At 62.6% G+C, this 17,403-nt stretch carries 16 protein-coding genes; 11 read left to right on the plus strand and 5 right to left on the minus strand.

From position 1 onward, the window contains the following. Window positions 1-54 precede the first annotated feature (54 nt). On the plus strand, window positions 55-1,404 hold the full coding sequence (locus DNK59_RS02650) for a carbohydrate porin (protein ID WP_092311375.1): 1,350 nt from the start codon (window positions 55-57) through the stop codon (window positions 1,402-1,404). 129 nt (window positions 1,405-1,533) lie between these two features. Continuing rightward, window positions 1,534-2,388, plus strand: coding sequence for a D-hexose-6-phosphate mutarotase (locus tag DNK59_RS02655; RefSeq protein WP_110722185.1), 855 nt, complete (start codon window positions 1,534-1,536; stop codon window positions 2,386-2,388). A 28-nt stretch (window positions 2,389-2,416) separates the two neighbouring features. Here the strand turns inward: DNK59_RS02655 and DNK59_RS02660 are convergent, their stop codons facing one another. Then, window positions 2,417-3,277, minus strand: a complete 861-nt coding sequence (locus DNK59_RS02660) for a MurR/RpiR family transcriptional regulator (protein ID WP_170001736.1) — start codon at window positions 3,275-3,277, stop codon at window positions 2,417-2,419. 226 nt (window positions 3,278-3,503) lie between these two features. On the opposite strand from DNK59_RS02660, the gene zwf reads away from it, so the two are divergent. From zwf to DNK59_RS02675, 3 genes are read left to right on the plus strand one after another with little or no spacing between them, the layout of a single operon-like run. Then, complete coding sequence (gene zwf / locus DNK59_RS02665) at window positions 3,504-4,973, plus strand: glucose-6-phosphate dehydrogenase (protein ID WP_110722186.1); 1,470 nt, start codon at window positions 3,504-3,506, stop codon at window positions 4,971-4,973. Continuing rightward, entirely contained in the window at window positions 4,960-5,673 is a 714-nt protein-coding gene (gene pgl, locus DNK59_RS02670) for a 6-phosphogluconolactonase (protein WP_110722187.1), read from the plus strand. The genes zwf and pgl overlap by 14 nt, the downstream gene beginning before the upstream one ends. A gap of 17 nt (window positions 5,674-5,690) precedes the next feature. Beyond that, complete coding sequence (locus DNK59_RS02675; protein ID WP_060844418.1) at window positions 5,691-6,356, plus strand: bifunctional 4-hydroxy-2-oxoglutarate aldolase/2-dehydro-3-deoxy-phosphogluconate aldolase; 666 nt, start codon at window positions 5,691-5,693, stop codon at window positions 6,354-6,356. A 178-nt stretch (window positions 6,357-6,534) separates the two neighbouring features. Here the strand turns inward: DNK59_RS02675 and DNK59_RS02680 are convergent, their stop codons facing one another. Both DNK59_RS02680 and DNK59_RS02685 read right to left on the minus strand, forming a co-directional pair. After that, on the minus strand, window positions 6,535-7,725 hold the full coding sequence (locus tag DNK59_RS02680) for an aminotransferase class V-fold PLP-dependent enzyme (protein ID WP_110722188.1): 1,191 nt from the start codon (window positions 7,723-7,725) through the stop codon (window positions 6,535-6,537). A gap of 11 nt (window positions 7,726-7,736) precedes the next feature. Continuing rightward, window positions 7,737-7,973: a DUF3820 family protein gene (locus DNK59_RS02685; RefSeq protein ID WP_015636734.1), complete on the minus strand. Its 237-nt coding sequence runs from the start codon at window positions 7,971-7,973 to the stop codon at window positions 7,737-7,739. Window positions 7,974-8,201: 228 nt separating this feature from the next. Here DNK59_RS02685 and DNK59_RS02690 point away from each other — a divergent pair, with 228 nt between their 5' ends. From DNK59_RS02690 to DNK59_RS02705, 4 genes are all read left to right on the plus strand, one after another. Continuing rightward, complete coding sequence (locus DNK59_RS02690; protein ID WP_092311391.1) at window positions 8,202-8,669, plus strand: PA2169 family four-helix-bundle protein; 468 nt, start codon at window positions 8,202-8,204, stop codon at window positions 8,667-8,669. A 155-nt stretch (window positions 8,670-8,824) separates the two neighbouring features. Further along, window positions 8,825-10,813 carry an FUSC family protein gene (locus DNK59_RS02695; RefSeq protein ID WP_110722189.1) on the plus strand — a complete coding sequence of 663 codons (1,989 nt, stop codon included), beginning with the start codon at window positions 8,825-8,827 and terminating at the stop codon, window positions 10,811-10,813. Further along, the gene (locus tag DNK59_RS02700; RefSeq protein ID WP_092311397.1) at window positions 10,800-11,006 is read left to right on the plus strand and encodes a DUF1656 domain-containing protein; all 207 of its coding nucleotides are present in this window, start codon (window positions 10,800-10,802) and stop codon (window positions 11,004-11,006) included. Before DNK59_RS02695 ends, DNK59_RS02700 begins: the two co-directional genes overlap by 14 nt. 10 nt (window positions 11,007-11,016) lie before the next feature. Beyond that, the gene (locus tag DNK59_RS02705) at window positions 11,017-11,880 is read left to right on the plus strand and encodes an HlyD family secretion protein (protein ID WP_092311400.1); all 864 of its coding nucleotides are present in this window, start codon (window positions 11,017-11,019) and stop codon (window positions 11,878-11,880) included. A gap of 62 nt (window positions 11,881-11,942) precedes the next feature. Here the strand turns inward: DNK59_RS02705 and DNK59_RS02710 are convergent, their stop codons facing one another. Continuing rightward, the gene (locus tag DNK59_RS02710; RefSeq protein ID WP_011062855.1) at window positions 11,943-12,413 is read right to left on the minus strand and encodes a MaoC family dehydratase; all 471 of its coding nucleotides are present in this window, start codon (window positions 12,411-12,413) and stop codon (window positions 11,943-11,945) included. A gap of 50 nt (window positions 12,414-12,463) precedes the next feature. Next, on the minus strand, window positions 12,464-13,408 hold the full coding sequence (locus DNK59_RS02715; protein WP_092311406.1) for an alpha/beta hydrolase: 945 nt from the start codon (window positions 13,406-13,408) through the stop codon (window positions 12,464-12,466). 213 nt (window positions 13,409-13,621) lie between these two features. Between DNK59_RS02715 and fadD2 the strand changes: the two genes are divergently transcribed. Beyond that, entirely contained in the window at window positions 13,622-15,310 is a 1,689-nt protein-coding gene (fadD2, locus tag DNK59_RS02720) for a long-chain-fatty-acid--CoA ligase FadD2 (protein ID WP_110722190.1), read from the plus strand. A 340-nt stretch (window positions 15,311-15,650) separates the two neighbouring features. Then, window positions 15,651-17,342 (plus strand): long-chain-fatty-acid--CoA ligase FadD1, encoded by a 1,692-nt coding sequence (gene fadD1, locus DNK59_RS02725; protein ID WP_110722191.1) that lies wholly within the window; start codon window positions 15,651-15,653, stop codon window positions 17,340-17,342. The last annotated feature ends 61 nt before the right edge of the window (window positions 17,343-17,403 follow it).

A 17,403-nucleotide genomic window follows, 5' to 3' on the forward strand; every position in this document is an offset into this window, starting at 1 on the left:
GCTGTAAACCACGTTGGATAGATCGTTAATAACAATAAAGACGAGGATGTAGGGATGAAAAAGCGACACAGCAACACTCGGCTGCTTTGCCAGCTGTCAGCGGCTGCGGCATTGGTCTTGTCCGGCCATGCCCTGGCTGACGAGGCGTTCAGCGCCAGTTCCAAGTGGATGACCGGCGACTGGGGCGGTGAGCGCACCAAGCTGATCGAGCAGGGGATCGACATCAAGGCCGACTACGTCGGGGAAATGGGCGCCAACCTGCGTGGTGGCTACAACGACGACAAGACCGGGCGCTACAGCGACCAGTTCGGCCTTGGCGTGGCTTTCGATCTGCAGAAGCTGCTGGGCTGGGACAACACCCAGGCCAAGATCCAGCTGACCAACCGCAACGGTCAGAACATCTCCAATGACCGCATCGGCGACCCCCGTGCCGGCACCCTGAGTTCCTCCCAGGAAGTCTACGGCCGTGGGCACATGGTGCGGCTGACCCAGCTGTGGGTTCAGCACCAATTCCTCGACGGCAAGCTGGACGTCAAGGCCGGTTATTTCGGCGAGGGTGAAGACTTCAACACCTTCCCCTGCGAGTTCCAGAACCTGGCCTTCTGCGGCTCCCAGGTGGGCAACTGGGCCACCGGCATCTGGTACAACTGGCCGGTCAGCCAGGCGGCGTTGCGCGTCAAGTACAACATCACCCCCGAGCTGTATGCGCAGATCGGCGCCTACAACCAGAACCCCTCGCAGCTGGAGCACGGCAACGGCTTCAAGCTCAGCGGCAGCGGCACCAAGGGCACGGTGTTGCCGGTGGAACTGGTCTGGTCGCCCAAGCTCAATAGCCTGCCGGGCGAATACCGCGTGGGTTACTACAAGAGCACGGCCGACGCCAATGACGTGCGCAAGGACGTCAACGGCCAGGACGCCGCGGACACAGGCAAAGCCTATCGCGTGCACGACAGCAAGCACGGCTACTGGTTCGTCGCCCAGCAGCAACTCACCACCCACAACGGTGACGCTTCCCGTGGCCTGAACATCGCCGCCAACGCCACCTTCCACGACAAGGACACCAACGTCGTCGACAACTACCAGTCGTTGATGTTCGTCTACAAGGGGCCGTTCGACGCCCGTCCGAAAGATGACGTGGGCATCGGTTTCGCGCGTATCCACGTCAACGACGATGTGCGCAAGAACGCCCAGCTGATCAATGAGGACAACGGCATCAGCAACTACGACAACCCGCTGTACATGCCGCTGCGCGATACGGAATACAACTACGAGATCAACTACGGTTTCCACGTGACCAACTGGCTGACCGTGCGCCCCAACCTGCAATACATCACCCATCCGGGCGGCGTGGAGCAAGTGGATAACGCGGTGGTGGCCGGGCTGAAAATTCAGTCGGTGTTCTAGAGCTGTTGCGATAAGCTCCTTCTCCATGTGCGCATTTTGCGGATGGCCCAGGCCGTCCGCTTTTTTTTGTGGGGCAGGCGCAGCCCCTCATGAATATCGAGACAGCAGTGATTTTCAGGACCGCGGCCCATGCATGAGCATCCGCTACAACGCTTTTTCAAATCCTTGCGCGAACGCCCGGTGTTCGCCTGGGAGCGCTATCAGATGCGCGATGTGCTGGTGATCGATCACCCGCTGTGCCAGGCGGTGTTCAGTCGCCAGGGGGCCCAGTTGCTGCACTTCCAGCCGGCCGGGCAGAAGCCCTGGCTGTGGTGCGCCTCGAAGTGGCCGCAAGTGGGGGCGATCCGTGGCGGAGTGCCGGTGTGCTGGCCCTGGTATGGTCGTCACCCCAGCGAGAATGCCTGGCCGTCCCACGGTTGGGCGCGGCTGCTGGACTGGAAGCTGCTGGACAGCAGCAGCGATGAGGACGGCGTGCGCCTGCACTGGCAATTGCAGCTGTGCGACTGGAAGGTCGACCTGCATGCGCATCTGGGCCAGGGCATGGACCTGCGCCTGAGCACCGAGCATCAGGACACTGAACCCTGCCAGTTGAGCCAGGCTTTGCACGCCTACTGGCGTATTGGCGACGTCGGCGAGGTAGCGCTGTCTGGACTCGATGGCGCCCAGGGTTACGACCAGTTGAATCGCCAGGCCTGCCAGCAGCAGGGCGAGTTGCGGGTCGAGGGCGGTTGCCAGCGGGTGTTCCAGCACGAAGGCGAGTTGCAGCTCAAGGATCACGCCTGGCAACGCGAGCTGTGCATCGATACCGGTGACGACGCCGACACCGTGGTCTGGCATCCGGGGAGCCGGCCGCTGCTGGGAGTGAGCTGGAATGAGGTGTCGCGGTTTGTCTGTGTCGAAGCGGCTGCCGGGGGCACCGACAGCCTGTGCCTGGCGCCGGGGGAGCAGGCGCACCTGAGCTTGCAGGCGCGGGCTGCGGTGTAGGCGTCGCTGGCCGGCGAACCGGCCGGCCTCAGTTGAACTCGTCGCCCACCGGGTAGCGGCTGGCGTTGAGGCTTTCCTTGATCTTGCGCAGGTGCGGCTGGAAGTCCACGCCGCGGCGCAGGGTCATGCCGGTGGCCAGCACGTCGAGCACGGTGAGCTGGATGATCCGCGAGGTCATCGGCATGTAGATGTCGGTGTCTTCCGGCAGCGGAATGTTCAGGCTCAGGGTGCTGGCCTTGGCCAGGGGCGAGTTTTCCGCGGTCAGCCCCAGCACCGATGCGCCGTTTTCCCGGGCAATGCGTGCCACTTCCACCAGTTCGCGGGTGCGGCCGGTGTAGGAGATGATCACGAACAGCTCGCCGGTGTGGGCCACCGAGGCGATCATGCGCTGCATCAGCACGTCGGCATGGGCGGTGACCGCCAGGTTGAAACGGAAGAACTTGTGCAGTGCATCCATGGCCACCGGGGCCGAGGCGCCGAGGCCGAAGAAGTGGATCTGCCGGGCCTGGATCAACAGGTCGACGGCCTTGCTGATCAGGTTCGGGTCCAGGGCCTGGCAGGCGCTGTCCAGGGAGGCGATGGCGCTGCCGAAGATCTTTTGCGTGTAGGCTTCGGGGTTGTCGTCGGCCTCCACCGCGCGGCTGACGTAGGCCGCGCCGCTGGCCAGGCTCTGGGCCAGTTGCAGCTTGAGTTCCGGGTAGCCGCTGACGCCGAAGGAGCGGCAGAAGCGATTGACCGTCGGCTCGCTTACCGAGGCGGCCTGGGCCAGGGCGGCGATGCTGAAGCGAGTCGCCTGCTGCGGGTTGAGCAGGATGACTTCGGCGACTTTACGTTCCGCTTTGTTCAGTTCTTCAAGGCGGTTCTGGATCTGCTCCAGAAGATTTCGCACTCGGTCCATTAACGTTTCCTAGATCGGCTAGACAGGCGCCGCGGCAGAGCCGAGACAAGCGCCCGCAATGCGAAGTTGAGAGGAGGCCTATCCTACTGATGGCTCGGAACGACCACCACCTGGAATCTGTATTTTGTAAAAATGTTGTGTTTATTACTACATTTTTCCTTGAGTGATGCCTTGAAAAAAGGTATTTGTAGCTTAACTTGATAAAAGAACAAACATCATGCCTTCGATTACGGTTGAACCCTGCACCTTTGCCTTGTTCGGCGCGCTGGGCGATCTGGCGCTGCGTAAGCTGTTTCCTGCCTTGTACCAACTCGATGCCGCCGGTCTGCTGCACGAGAACACGCGGATTCTGGCCCTGGCCCGTGAGCCGGGCAGCGAGCTGGAGCACCTGGCGAACATCGAAACCGAGTTGCGCAAGTACGTCGGCGACAAGGACATCGATGCCGAGGTTCTCAAGACCTTTCTGGCCCGCCTGAGCTACCTGCATGTGGATTTCCTCAAGGCCGAGGACTACGTGGCCCTGGCCGAACGCGCCGGCAGCGAACAGCGCCTGATCGCCTACTTCGCCACTCCGGCCGCAGTCTATGGCGCGATCTGCGAGAACCTGTCCCGGGTCGGGCTCAACCAGCACACCCGCGTGGTCCTGGAAAAACCCATCGGCTCGGACCTGGATTCCTCGCGCAAGGTCAACGACGCGGTGGCCCAGTTCTTCCCGGAAAACCGCATCTACCGGATCGACCACTACCTGGGCAAGGAGACGGTGCAGAATCTGATCGCCCTGCGTTTCGCCAACAGCCTGTTCGAAACCCAGTGGAACCAGAATTACATCTCTCACGTGGAAATCACCGTGGCCGAGAAGGTCGGCATCGAAGGCCGCTGGGGCTATTTCGACAAGGCCGGCCAACTGCGGGACATGATCCAGAATCACCTGCTGCAACTGCTCTGCCTGATCGCCATGGACCCACCGGCGGACCTCTCCGCCGACAGCATCCGTGACGAGAAGGTCAAGGTGCTCAAGGCCCTGGCGCCCATCAGCCCGGAAGGCCTGACCACCCAGGTGGTGCGTGGCCAGTACATTGCCGGCCACAGTGAAGGCCAATCGGTGCCGGGTTACCTGGAGGAAGAAAACTCCAATACCCAGAGCGACACTGAAACCTTCGTCGCCCTGCGTGCCGATATCCGCAACTGGCGCTGGGCCGGGGTGCCGTTCTACCTGCGCACCGGCAAGCGCATGCCGCAGAAGCTGTCGCAGATCGTCATCCACTTCAAGGAACCGTCGCACTACATCTTCGCCCCCGAGCAGCGCCTGCAGATCAGCAACAAGCTGATCATTCGCCTGCAGCCGGACGAAGGTATCTCGCTGCGGGTGATGACCAAGGAACAAGGCCTGGACAAGGGCATGCAACTGCGCAGCGGTCCGTTGCAGCTGAATTTTTCCGATACCTATCGCAGCGCGCGGATCCCCGATGCCTACGAGCGGTTGCTGTTGGAAGTGATGCGCGGCAATCAGAACCTGTTTGTCCGCAAAGATGAAATCGAAGCCGCGTGGAAGTGGTGTGACCAGTTGATTGCCGGGTGGAAGAAATCCGGCGATGCGCCCAAGCCTTATGCTGCCGGGTCCTGGGGGCCGATGAGCTCGATTGCTCTGATCACGCGGGATGGGAGGTCCTGGTATGGCGATATCTGATTTGCAACTGCCGGCGGGTGTAGCCGCCCACGAATTCCGCAACCCGACGCTGTTGGCTGAAGGCCAGGCACTGAGAGTGGCCGAGCTGCTGCGCGAGGCCATTGCCGCCCGCGGCCAGGCGACCCTGGTGGTGTCTGGTGGTCGCAGCCCGGTGGCGTTTTTCCAGGCCCTGGTGAAACAGGAACTGGACTGGTCCAAGGTGCTGATCACCCTGGCGGACGAGCGTTGGGTGCCGGTGGAACATGCCGACAGCAACGCCGGCCTGCTCAAGCGTTACCTGCTTCAGGGACCTGTGGCCAAGGCCGGTTTCCTCAGCCTCTACAGCGCCGCGGCCAATCTGGAGGAGGCGGCCCAGCAGGCCGACCGTCTGTTGGCCGAGTTGCCGGGCATCGATGTGCTGGTTCTGGGCATGGGCGATGACGGCCACACCGCGTCGCTGTTTCCCAACAGCCCGAACCTGGCCGAAGCGCTCCAGGCCGACGGCACTCGCCGCTGCTGGCCGATGCTGGCGCCGAGCGTGCCCCATCAGCGCCTGAGCATGAGCCGGGCCTTGCTGGCTTCGTCCCGGCATTCGCTGTTGTCGATTTCCGGTCAGTCCAAGCTGGCCACCCTGAGCGCCGCACTGGCTGGTGACGCTGTCGCCGAGATGCCGATTCGCGCCTTCCTGCAAACCCCGTTAGAGATTTACTGGTGCCCATGAGCCAAGGATCAGCCGCTATGACAAACCTATCCCCGACCGTTTCCATGGCGGACAAAGTTGCCCTGATCGACAGCCTCTGCGCCAAGGCGCGGATCCTGCCGGTGATCACCATCGCCCGGGAGCAGGATGTACTGCCACTGGCCGATGCCCTGGCCGCCGGTGGCCTGACGGCCCTGGAAGTGACCCTGCGTTCGCAGTTCGGCCTCAAGGCGATCCAGATCCTGCGCGAGCAGCGCCCGGAGCTGGTGACCGGTGCCGGCACCGTGCTCGATCCGCAGATGCTGGCGGCAGCGGAGGCGGCCGGCTCGCAGTTCATCGTCACCCCGGGGATTACCCGTGACCTGCTGCAAGCCAGCGTGGCCAGCCCGATCCCGCTGTTGCCGGGGATCAGCAACGCCTCCGGAATCATGGAGGGTTATGCCCTGGGTTATCGCCGCTTCAAGCTGTTCCCGGCGGAAGTCAGTGGCGGTGTGGCGGCGATCAAGGCCCTGGGCGGTCCGTTCGGCGAAGTTAAATTCTGCCCGACCGGCGGCGTCGGTCCGGCCAACATCAAGAGCTACATGGCCTTGAAGAATGTGATGTGCGTGGGCGGTAGCTGGATGCTCGATCCCGAGTGGATCAAGAACGGCGACTGGGCACGGATTCAAGAATGCACGGCCGAGGCCCTGGCCCTGCTGGACTGAAGTTTTATCTGATTCGTTGGTGTGTTCTACGGCTTTACGGTGCGCTTGGTCGGTGCACCGTTTTTTTTTGCCTGGCGAAAAAACCGGTAGCGTTCAACCGCCCCGGCCTGCAACGCCGCGCTGCTCGGCTGGCGCGGCTGTTGCTGGGCCGGGGGGGGGGGGGCGGTGCTCGCGGCGCTTAGTGGCGAGCCAGCTCGGTCACCGCCTGGATCAGCCGCTGCATGTGCTCAAGGGGGGGCGCCAGCCCCGGCGTGATGCGGATGCAGGGGCCGAACCCTGCGCCGTTGCGGACCACGGTGAACAGGTTGTAGTCCTGCAGCAGTCGATTCACCAGGGCCTGCTGGTCCGAATGCCCGGTGAAGCGCAGGGCGCTGATGGCGCAGCACAGGCGCGGGTCCTGCGGGGTCATGATCTCGACTCCCGGCAGCTCGCGCAGCGCTTCGCTCCAGGTGTGTCGCAGGTAGTTCAGGCGCGCGCCCTTGGTTGCCGCGCCACCCATGGCCCGGTGTTCCTCGAACACCCGGGGCAGGGTCATCAGCGCAGGAATGTTCGGGGTGCTGTAGGGCGTGCGGGCGCGCACGTCGTCACTTGGAAAGTGGAACTCGCCCATGTCCGGGTCGATGTCTTGCAGGCGCTCGGGGTGGATATACAGAAAGCCCAGGCTCAGCGGTGCGCCGATCCATTTATGCAGGTTGAAGCCGGCAAAGGCGATGCCCAGCTCGGTCAGGTCGAAGTCGATCTGGCCCAGGGCATGGGCGCCGTCGAGGATGATATCGACTCCGTGTTCCCGAGCCGCGGCGGCAATCGCCTGGACCGGCATGACCAGGCCGCTGCGATGAGTGACGTAGGTCAGGGGCATCAGTCGGAGCCTTGGATAACGCTGGAACGCATTGGTGTAGGCGCCGACAAGGCTGTCAAAACTGGCAGGGTGCGGGTGGACGATTTCTATCACCTCGACCCCGCGCTGGCGGGCCAGCCAGCGCATGGCGCTTTTGACCGTGTCGTACTCCAGGTCGCTGACCAGGACCTGGTCGCCCGGTTGCAGGCGGTTGTAGTTGCGGATCAGCGACTGCAGGGCGTCGGAGGCGCAGCGGGTCAGGGCCACGGCATTGTCCGGCACCCCCAGCAGTGCCGCCAGCTGGCCGCGGATCTGCAGGGCGTCGAGTTGTTCGAAGCGCTGGCGCACCAGCACCGAGTTGCTGCGGTTCACCCAGTGGATGTTGTGCTGGTATTCCTCGGCCACGGTGCGGGTCATGCGCCCGAAATAGCCGTTTTCCAGGTTGATCGGGCCCGGCTCGAGGTCGAACTGGCGGGCAATGCCCTGCCAGTGTTGTTCGTCGCGGGCAAGCGTGTCGGCAGTCCTTGGCATGGCGGGCTCTTTCAGTGACGGGGCTTGGGTTTGCCGTGTTTGGCGCGTAGCGGGTCCAGCAGATCGGACAGGCCGTTGTGGTCGATTTCCTGCATCAGGGCCAGCAGGCCACCCAATTCCCCCTTGGGGAAGCCTTCGCGGGCGAACCAGTTCAGGTAGGGGCCGGGCAGGTCGGCGAGGATGCGGCCCTTGTATTTGCCGAAGGGCATTTCCCGGGTGACCAGCAGTTCAAGTGTTTCAGGAGTCATGGGTGGCCTGGCGGTGGTTCGAACGCCTGTGAAAATACAGGCATTCTGCATGCAGGCCAAATGACAGATCATGCAAATAACTCGGATACAGATTTGTTTTGATTGGTTAACTCATTGAAATATAAGTAAAAAATATATTTGAAGAATCTGGCATGGCGGGTGCAAAGGTTAGTCCAGCAGTTAACTCAGCAGTTGACTCAACTCTCCCAACCCGTAAGGAGCCAGAAAATGACTGACTTGAACAAAGAAGCGATTTCGGTACTCAACAGCCTGATCGAGACCAGCAAGGACGGTCAGGAAGGGTTCAAGACCTGTGCCGAGGACATCCAGCATCCGGAGCTCAAGGCGCTGTTCATCAAGCGCTCCGCCGATTGCGCGACTGCCGCTGCCGAACTGCAGTCTGTGGTGCGTTCCATGGGCGGTGACCCGGAAACCTCCACCAGCCTCAGTGGCGACCTGCACCGCCGTTGGGTCGACCTCAAGTCGCTGGTGACCGGCAAGGACGAGGAGGCGGTGCTCAACGAGGCCGAACGCGGTGAAGATCACGCGCTGAAGTCCTACAAGGAAGCCCTGGAGAAAATCGCCAAGCACAACCTGGTGGGGATCCGTGACGTGGTGGAGCGCCAGTACCACGGCGTGCAACGCAATCACGATCAGGTCAAAGTCTTGCGCAACCAGGCCCGTGCCCGTTCGTAAGTGATAAACCTGTCAAAAACGCCAGCCAGTCTGGCGTTTTTTTATGCCCGGGATTTAGTGCTGGACGGGATTTAGTTAGCTAGCTAATAATTAGCTCGCGCCCGCTCGTGGCGATCACGACTATGGTTAATTCATCCCTTCGAGAGTCCCGCTTCGTGCCTATTACCTTGCAGGCGTTGTTTGCTCCCAGCCTTCCTGCGTTGCAGTTCGCGATCAAGACCCTGTTGGGCGGTGGTCTGGCGCTGTGGCTGGCCTTGCGCTGGGGCCTGGAGCAGCCGGCCTGGGCGCTGATGACCGCGTTCATCGTCGCCCAGCCGTTGTCCGGCATGGTGCTGCAAAAGGGATTGGCCCGGCTGCTCGGGACCCTGATCGGTACGCTGATGTCGGTGCTGTTCATGGGGCTGTTCGCCCAGACGCCCTGGCTGTTCCTGCTGGCCCTGGCCCTGTGGCTGGGGTTGTGCACCGCCAGTTCCACGCTGCTGCGCAGTGCCTGGTCGTATTCTTTCGTGCTGGCGGGCTACACCGTGGCGATCATCGCCTTGCCTGCCATCAGCCACCCATTGACGGTGTTCGATCAGGCCGTGGCCCGTTGCACGGAAATCTCCCTGGGGATCATCTGCGCCACGGCCAGCAGTGCCCTGATCTGGCCGATGCGGGTCGAGCGGCAACTGGCGGATCAGGCTCGCAGCGCCTGGCACAGCGGCATGCAGGCTGCCCGCGCGACCCTGGCCGGCGATGCGCTGGCACGCCAGGGCTTGCTGGAGATACTCGGGCGCATTGTCGCCGTGGATTCCCAGCGGGAGCACGCCTGGTTCGAAGGCCCGATGGGCCGCCAACGAGCGCGGGCCATCAGTGGCCTGAGCCAGAAGCTGCTGATGCTGTTGCGGATTGCCCGCTCGGTACGCCGCCAGTGGAAACAGTTGGACGCCGACGAGGCCCGGCAACTGCAGCCCTGGATGGAGCCGGTGCAGGAGGCCCTGGGCGGCTCCGACAAGCAGGCTTTGCAAGCGTTGCGTCCGCGCCTGCTGGAGGCCTCCCATGATGCCCGGCTCAGCGCGGCGCAGAGCTTTTGTCTGGCACGCCTGGCGCTGCTGCTGGATACCGCCCTGGCGGCCAGCAATGCGCTGGAAGCGGTGCAGCAAGGGCGCGCGCCGCTGGAGCAGCCGGCGACCCTGACGCCTCATCGCGACCTGTCGCTGGCCCTGGTGTTTGGTGCGCGCAGTGCCTTGGCATTCCTGACCGTGGCCAGCTTCTGGCTGGCCACGGCCTGGCCTGCCGCCTCCGGGGCCATGCTCCTGACCTGCGTGGTCTGCAGCCTGTTCGCCAGTCGTGAAAATGGTGCGCAGATCGGCATGAGCTTCATGCGCGGGATCTTCCTGGCGATTCCGGCGGCGTTCCTGGTGGGGCAGATCCTGCTGCCGCAATGGAGCGGTTTTGCGCTGTTGGCCATGGCCATGGGCGTGCCGCTGTTCTTCGGTGCACTGGGCATGGCCAAGCCGCAGACCGGCGCCACGGCCACCTCGTTCTGCCTGCACTTCATCGTGTTGATCTCGCCGATGAACCACATGAGTTTCGATGTCGCCAGTTTCTTCAATAACGCCCAGGCCATGGTGCTGGGGGTGGGAGCTGCGGTGCTGGCCTTTCACCTGCTGATCCTGCGCAACCCGGCCTGGCATGGCCGGCGGCTGTTGGCGGCGACCCTGAGCGATCTGGTGCGCCTGACCCGGCGTAACCTGCGGGGCGCGGAAAGCTGGTTCGGCGGGCGCATGGCCGACCGTCTGCTGCAACTGGCCCGGCATTACCCGGAGCTGCCGGAACCGGCCCGCAGCCGCTGGGACGATGGTTTGCTGGGCCTGGATATCGGTGACGAGCTGCTGCACCTGCGCCTGAGCCTGGCGGTGGCCCAGGTGCCGGTCAGTGCTGCGCAGCGCGAGTATTTCGAGCAGTTGCAACGGGTTCTGGAACAGGGGCCGGCGGGCCCATGTCAGGAAGCGCTGGCGCAGCCCAGCGCCACCTTGCTCGCCGCCCTGGAGCAACAGCCGCCCAGCGACGCCTTGAAGCTGGCCAAGGGCGCGGTGGTGCAATTGCACAACAGCTGGCGCACTTGGTGCCGGCAGCAGGAGGACAGCCATGGGGCTGCGTGAGTGGTCGTTGGGCGGGGTGCTGCTCAGCCCGTTTCTGATTTATGTGGTGCTGGCCCTGGTGGTCACCGCCGGCCTGCGGGTGCTGGTGCGAGTCACCGGGCTGGGGCGCTGGATCTGGCATGAAGCCCTGTTCGATTGCGCCCTTTACGTGTGTGTCCTGACCCTGATCACGGTGGTCCTGGGACCTTTATAAGGAGTTGATTATGCGTACACCTGTACGTGTCGTAGTGACCTTGTGCCTGGTGGCGGTGGCGATCTTCGCCGGGTATCACCTGTGGCAGTACTACATGCTCACGCCCTGGACCCGGGATGCGCGGATCCGTGCCGATGTGGTGATCGTGGCCCCGGACGTGTCCGGCTGGGTGCGCGAACTCAAGGTGGCGGACAACCAGCAGGTCAAGGCCGGTGATTTGCTGCTGAGCATCGATCGCGAGCGTTTCGAGGCCGCGCTGGAGAAGGCCCAGGCGGTGGTGCAGACCCGCCAGCAGCAACTGAGCCTGCGCGAGCACGAGGCCAGCCGCCGCGCCGCCCTGGGACCCCAGGCCATCAGTGCCGAACTGCGGGAGAACGCCCAGATCAACGCCGGTATCGCCCGCGGCGAACTGCGCCAGGCCCAGGCCGAGGCCAAGGTCGCCGAACTGAACTTGGCCCGCAGCCAGGTGCGCGCGCCCCGCGATGGGCACATCACCAATCTGCGTCTGGCCGAAGGCAACTATGTCAACGCCGGGCAGCCGGTGATGGCGCTGATCGATGATTCGACGTTCTACGTGCAGGCCTATTTCGAGGAAACCAAGCTGCCGCGGATCCGCGTCGGCGATCCGGTCAAGGTCTGGCTGATGAGTGCTGGCGATGCCTTGCAGGGGCACGTGCAAAGCATCAGCCGGGGCATTACCGATCGCAACGCCACCCCTGACGGGCAACTGCTGGCGGAAGTCGAACCGACCTTCAACTGGGTGCGTCTGGCCCAGCGGATACCGGTGCGGATCCAGCTCGACAAGGTGCCTGAAGGCATCAGCCTGAGTGCCGGCATGACCGCCAGCGTGCAGGTGGAGGAGGGTAAACGGTAGGAGTCGGCTTGCCGGCGAATCCATCGCCGTCGTCGGCAGCCGGCTCCTGCCGGGAGCGAGGCTCAGCCGATGGTGATGGCCGGCAGGGTCGGCAAGGTCACGGTCTGCTGCTTGCGTGGGGCGAGGATCTCGGCCTCGCCGTCCACCACCAGCTCATCGCGCTGGTTGAACACGCGGGTGGCGATGCGCACGCGGAACTTGGGCAGTTTTTCGAGGATTTCCAGGCGCACGGTCAGGGTGTCGCCGATCTTCACCGGCTTCTGGAAACTCATCTGCTGGCCGATGTAGATGGTGCCCGGGCCAGGCAGCTCGCAGGCGACGGCGGCGCTGATCAGCGCGCCACTGAACATGCCGTGGGCGATGCGCTCCTTGAACATGGTGGCGGCGGCGAACTCGGGGTCCAGGTGCACCGGGTTGTGGTCGCCGGACATGGCGGCGAACAGCTGAATGTCACGCTCTTCGACCGTCTTGCTGTACTGGGCGGTCTGACCGACTTCCAGGGCTTCGTAAGGGGTGTTGGTAACCTGGGTCATGTTGCTGAAATCCTCTGACAGATAAATGAACGTAGCGACTGTGCCAGCCCTTACTCCGCGCGGGGCGGGCGACGGTGTAGCAGGGCCTGATCGAGCCAGGCCAGGACGTCGTGGGTCACTTGGTCACGGTTGCTTTCGTTGAACAGCTCATGACGCGCTTGCGGGTAGATATTGAGTTGCAGGCACTGGCTGCCGGCCTCGCGCAAGGCGCTGGCCAGATCCTTGAGACGCTTGCCGGCGCTTACCGGATCACATTCACCGCCCATCACCAGCAACGGCAGGCCCGGATCGATCTGCGCCAGGTTGGAAATCTTGCTGATCTGTTGCAGGCCGCCCAGCAGGTCGATCCATAGCTGGTTGCTGCAGCGGTAGCCGCACAAGGGGTCATTCACGTACTTGTCGACTTCCTCCGGGTCGCGGCTGAGCCAGTCAAAGGCGGTGCGATTGGGTTTGAAGGCCTTGTTGAACGAGCCGAAGGACAGCCACTCGATCAGGGCGCTGCGTCCAGTTGCGCCCTGGCGCCAGCGTTCGAAACGGGCGATCAGGCTGGCGATGCGGTACAGGGCCACGGGCTGGAAGTTCGAGCCGCTGAGGATCGCCCCATGCAGGCTGGCGCTGTGATGCAGCAGGTATGCCTGGGCGATGTAGCTGCCCATGCTGTGGCCCAGCAGCACGATGGGGGTGCCAGGGTGCTGCTGGCCGATGTGCTGGTTGAGGCTGGCCAGGTCGCCGACCACCTTGTTCCAGCCGCCGTGATCCGCATAGTGGCCGAGCACGCCGTGCTGCGCGGTGTTGCCGTGGCCGCGCTGGTCCGGGGCATAGAGGCCATAACCTGCGGCGCACAGGGCCGCCGCCAGCCGAGCATAGCGTCCACTGTGCTCGGCCATGCCGTGGGACAGCAGGATCACCGCCTTGAGCGCAGGCTCGGGCAGCCACTGGTTGACGAAGAGGCGCTGGTGGTCGCTTGTGGTCAACCAGAAGGTGTCGTGGGTCATGGCGATTCCTTTGCTCGAAGACGCTGCACTTTATAGCGCATCAATGCGTGTCCGTCCGATTCGTCGGCCTGTTGGACGCAAGATTCACACAGTTAATGACACACTTGCGCATATTTGCCTGAATCGCCATAGCTGCTAACGTCCGAGGAGCCCCGCCGCTGATAGCGTTACAGTGGCGTCCCGGACCGTTCAGGCAAAAAGAGGACAAGAATAATGCAACCTGATTTCTGGAATGATAAGCGCCCCGCCGGCGTCCCCAACGAGATCGATCTGGGGGCCTACAAGTCGGTGATCGAGGTGTTTGAGCGTTCCTGCAAGAAGTTTGCTGACCGCCCGGCGTTCAGCAATATGGGGGTGACCCTCACCTACGCCGAGCTGGAACGCTACAGCGCGGCTTTCGCCGGTTATCTGCAAAGCCATACCGACCTGGTTCCGGGGGATCGTATCGCGGTGCAGATGCCCAATGTCCTGCAGTACCCGATCGCGGTGTTCGGCGCGCTGCGGGCCGGGCTGGTGGTGGTCAACACCAACCCGCTGTACACCGCGCGGGAGATGCGTCATCAATTCAAGGATTCCGGAGCCCGGGCCCTGGTCTACCTGAACGTGTTCGGGCAGAAGGTTCAGGAAGTGCTGGGCGACACCGACATCCAGTTCCTGATCGAAGCCAAGATGGGCGACATGCTGTCCAGTGCCAAGGGCTGGCTGGTCAATACCGTGGTGGACAAGGTCAAGAAGATGGTGCCGGCCTATCACCTGCCCCAGGCCATTGCCTTCAAGAGTGCCTTGCGCCTCGGGCGTGGCCAGGGGATCAAACCGCTGCAGGTCGGCCTGGAAGATCTTGCCGTGCTGCAGTACACCGGTGGCACCACCGGCCTGGCCAAGGGGGCAATGCTGACCCACGGCAACCTGGTGGCCAACATGCAGCAGGCCCGGGCCTGCCTCGGCCAGCACGGACCCGATGGCCATACCCAGTGGCGCGAAGGCCAGGAAGTGATGATCGCGCCGCTGCCGCTCTACCACATCTATGCCTTCACCGCGAACTGCATGTGCATGATGGTCACTGGCAACCACAACGTGCTGATCACCAACCCGCGAGACATCGGTGGCTTTATCAAGGAGTTGAAGAAGTGGCGGTTTTCCGCGCTGCTGGGGTTGAACACGCTGTTCGTGGCACTGATGGATCATCCGGAGTTCAAGCACCTGGATTTTTCCAGTCTCAAGCTGACCAACTCCGGTGGCACGGCCCTGGTCAAGGCCACGGCGGAACGCTGGCAGCAGCTCACCGGATGCCGGATCACCGAGGGCTATGGCCTTACCGAAACCTCGCCGGTGGCGTGCACCAACCCTTATGGCGACCGCTCGCGGTTGGGCACGGTCGGTCTGCCGGTGCCGGGCACCACCTTGAAGGTCATCGATGACCAGGGCAGCGAGCAGCCACTGGGCGAGCGCGGCGAGCTGTGCATCAAGGGGCCGCAGGTCATGAAGGGCTACTGGAACAAGCCTGAAGCCACCGCGGAGGTGCTGGACGCCGAAGGCTGGTTCAAGTCCGGGGATATCGCGGTGATCGATCCGGACGGTTTCGTGCGTATTGTCGATCGCAAGAAGGACATGATCATCGTCTCGGGTTTCAACGTGTATCCCAACGAGATCGAAGACGTGGTCATGGCTCACCCCAAGGTCGCCAACTGCGCGGTGATCGGCGTGCCGGACGAGCGTTCGGGCGAGGCGGTGAAGCTGTTTGTGGTGCCCCGTGAAACGGGGGTCAGCCTGGAAGAGCTCAAGGCCTACTGCAAGGAGAATTTCACCGCCTACAAGGTGCCCAAGCACATCGTCCTGCGTGAGTCGCTGCCCATGACGCCCGTGGGCAAGATCCTGCGCCGCGAGTTGCGTGACATCGCCTGATCCTTGAGTTCCTCCCTCGGGGGGCGGCCGGTTGACGCAACGGGCTGGCCCCCGAGTCATTTCAGGGGCGCAAAGCCCCGAGCTAGAGCGGAATTCACAGCGATAGAATTTTTACTCTAAAAGTGACCATTAAATGTTCTTGAGTCACAAGTGTGACTATTCAGGTCTTCTTTGGCTCTAGGCGGCCTTTTTCAAAGCTGCTACTCTCGGCGCGCTTTGTGACTTCTCGGCCTAAGTAAACAGCCAGACTCACCAACAATAGACACCAATAAAAAACACAGACAAATAATAATCGCATCAACTGCGGTGATGAATTCGCGTTGCTGAGGAGTGGGCTTCCATGATCGAAGACTTTTGGAAGGATAAGTACCCAGCTGGAATTGCTGCCGATATCAATCCAGACGAGTATCCGAATATTCAGGCGGTATTGAAACAATCCTGCCAACGTTTCGCTGACAAACCGGCCTTTAGCAACCTTGGCAAGACAATCACCTATGGTGAGTTGTATGAATTGTCCGGTGCCTTCGCCGCGTACCTGCAGCAGCATACCGATTTGCGGCCCGGCGATCGAATCGCTCTGCAACTGCCCAACCTGCTGCAATACCCGATCGCGGTATTTGGTGCGATCCGCGCCGGCCTGATCGTGGTCAACACCAACCCGCTGTACACCGCGCGGGAAATGGAACACCAATTCAATGACTCCGGGGCCAAGGCCCTGGTCTGCCTGGCCAACATGGCCCATCTGGCAGAAAGCGTGGTGCCCAAGACTGGGGTCAAGCATGTGATCGTTACCGAAGTGGCGGATCTGCTGCCGCCACTCAAGCGCCTGCTGATCAACAGCGTGATCAAGTACGTGAAGAAGATGGTGCCGGCCTACCACTTGCCCCAGGCGGTCAAATTCAATGATGCCTTGAGCAAGGGCCGCGGCCAGCCGGTGCAGGAAGCCAATCCCGCCGGCGGCGATGTGGCCGTCTTGCAATACACCGGCGGTACCACCGGCGTGGCCAAGGGCGCGATGCTGACCCACCGCAACCTGGTGGCCAACATGCTGCAGTGCAAGGCGCTGATGGGCTCCAACCTCAATGAAGGCTGCGAGATCCTCATCACCCCGCTGCCGCTGTACCACATCTATGCGTTCACCTTCCATTGCATGGCCATCATGCTCATGGGCAACCACAACATCCTGATCAGCAACCCGCGGGACTTGCCGGCGATGGTCAAGGAACTGTCGAAGTGGAAGTTCAGCGGTTTTGTCGGCCTCAACACCCTGTTCGTGGCTCTGTGCAATAACGAAGCCTTCCGCAAGCTGGATTTCTCTGCGCTGAAAGTCACCTTGTCCGGGGGCATGGCCCTGCAACTGGCGGCCGCCGAGCGTTGGAAGGAAGTGACCAACTGCCCGATCTGCGAAGGCTACGGCATGACCGAAACCAGCCCGGTGGCCACGGTCAACCCGATCCAGAACATCCAGGTCGGCACCATCGGCATTCCGGTGCCTTCGACCCTGTGCCGGGTGGTCAACGACGCCGGCGAAGAGCTGGAGCTGGGCGAGGTCGGCGAGTTGTGCGTGAAGGGCCCGCAAGTGATGAAGGGCTACTGGCAGCGCCAGGACGCCACCGACGAAGTCCTCAGCAGCGAAGGCTGGCTGAAGACCGGTGACATTGCCCTGATCCAGCCGGACGGCTATATCCGCATCGTCGACCGCAAGAAGGACATGATCCTGGTGTCGGGCTTCAACGTTTACCCCAACGAACTGGAAGATGTGCTGGCCTCGCTGCCGGGCGTGCTGCAGTGCGCGGCAATCGGCATACCGGATGAAAAATCCGGCGAGATCATCAAGATCTTCATCGTCGCCAAGCCAGGGGTGAACCTGACCAAGGAGCAGGTGATGGAGCACATGCGCGCCAACGTCACCGGCTACAAGGTGCCCAAGGCCGTGGAGTTCCGCGATGCCCTGCCGACCACCAACGTCGGCAAGATCCTGCGCCGCGAACTGCGTGACGAAGAGTTGAAGAAGCTCGGCGTGAAGAAGTAGGCCGCAGTGCCCATGAAAAAGCCCCGCCAGTGCGGGGCTTTTTCATGGGCGCGCGCCAGGA

This window comes from Pseudomonas sp. TKO26 (genome assembly GCF_003225665.1).
In the GTDB taxonomy this organism is placed as follows: domain Bacteria; phylum Pseudomonadota; class Gammaproteobacteria; order Pseudomonadales; family Pseudomonadaceae; genus Aquipseudomonas; species Aquipseudomonas saponiphila.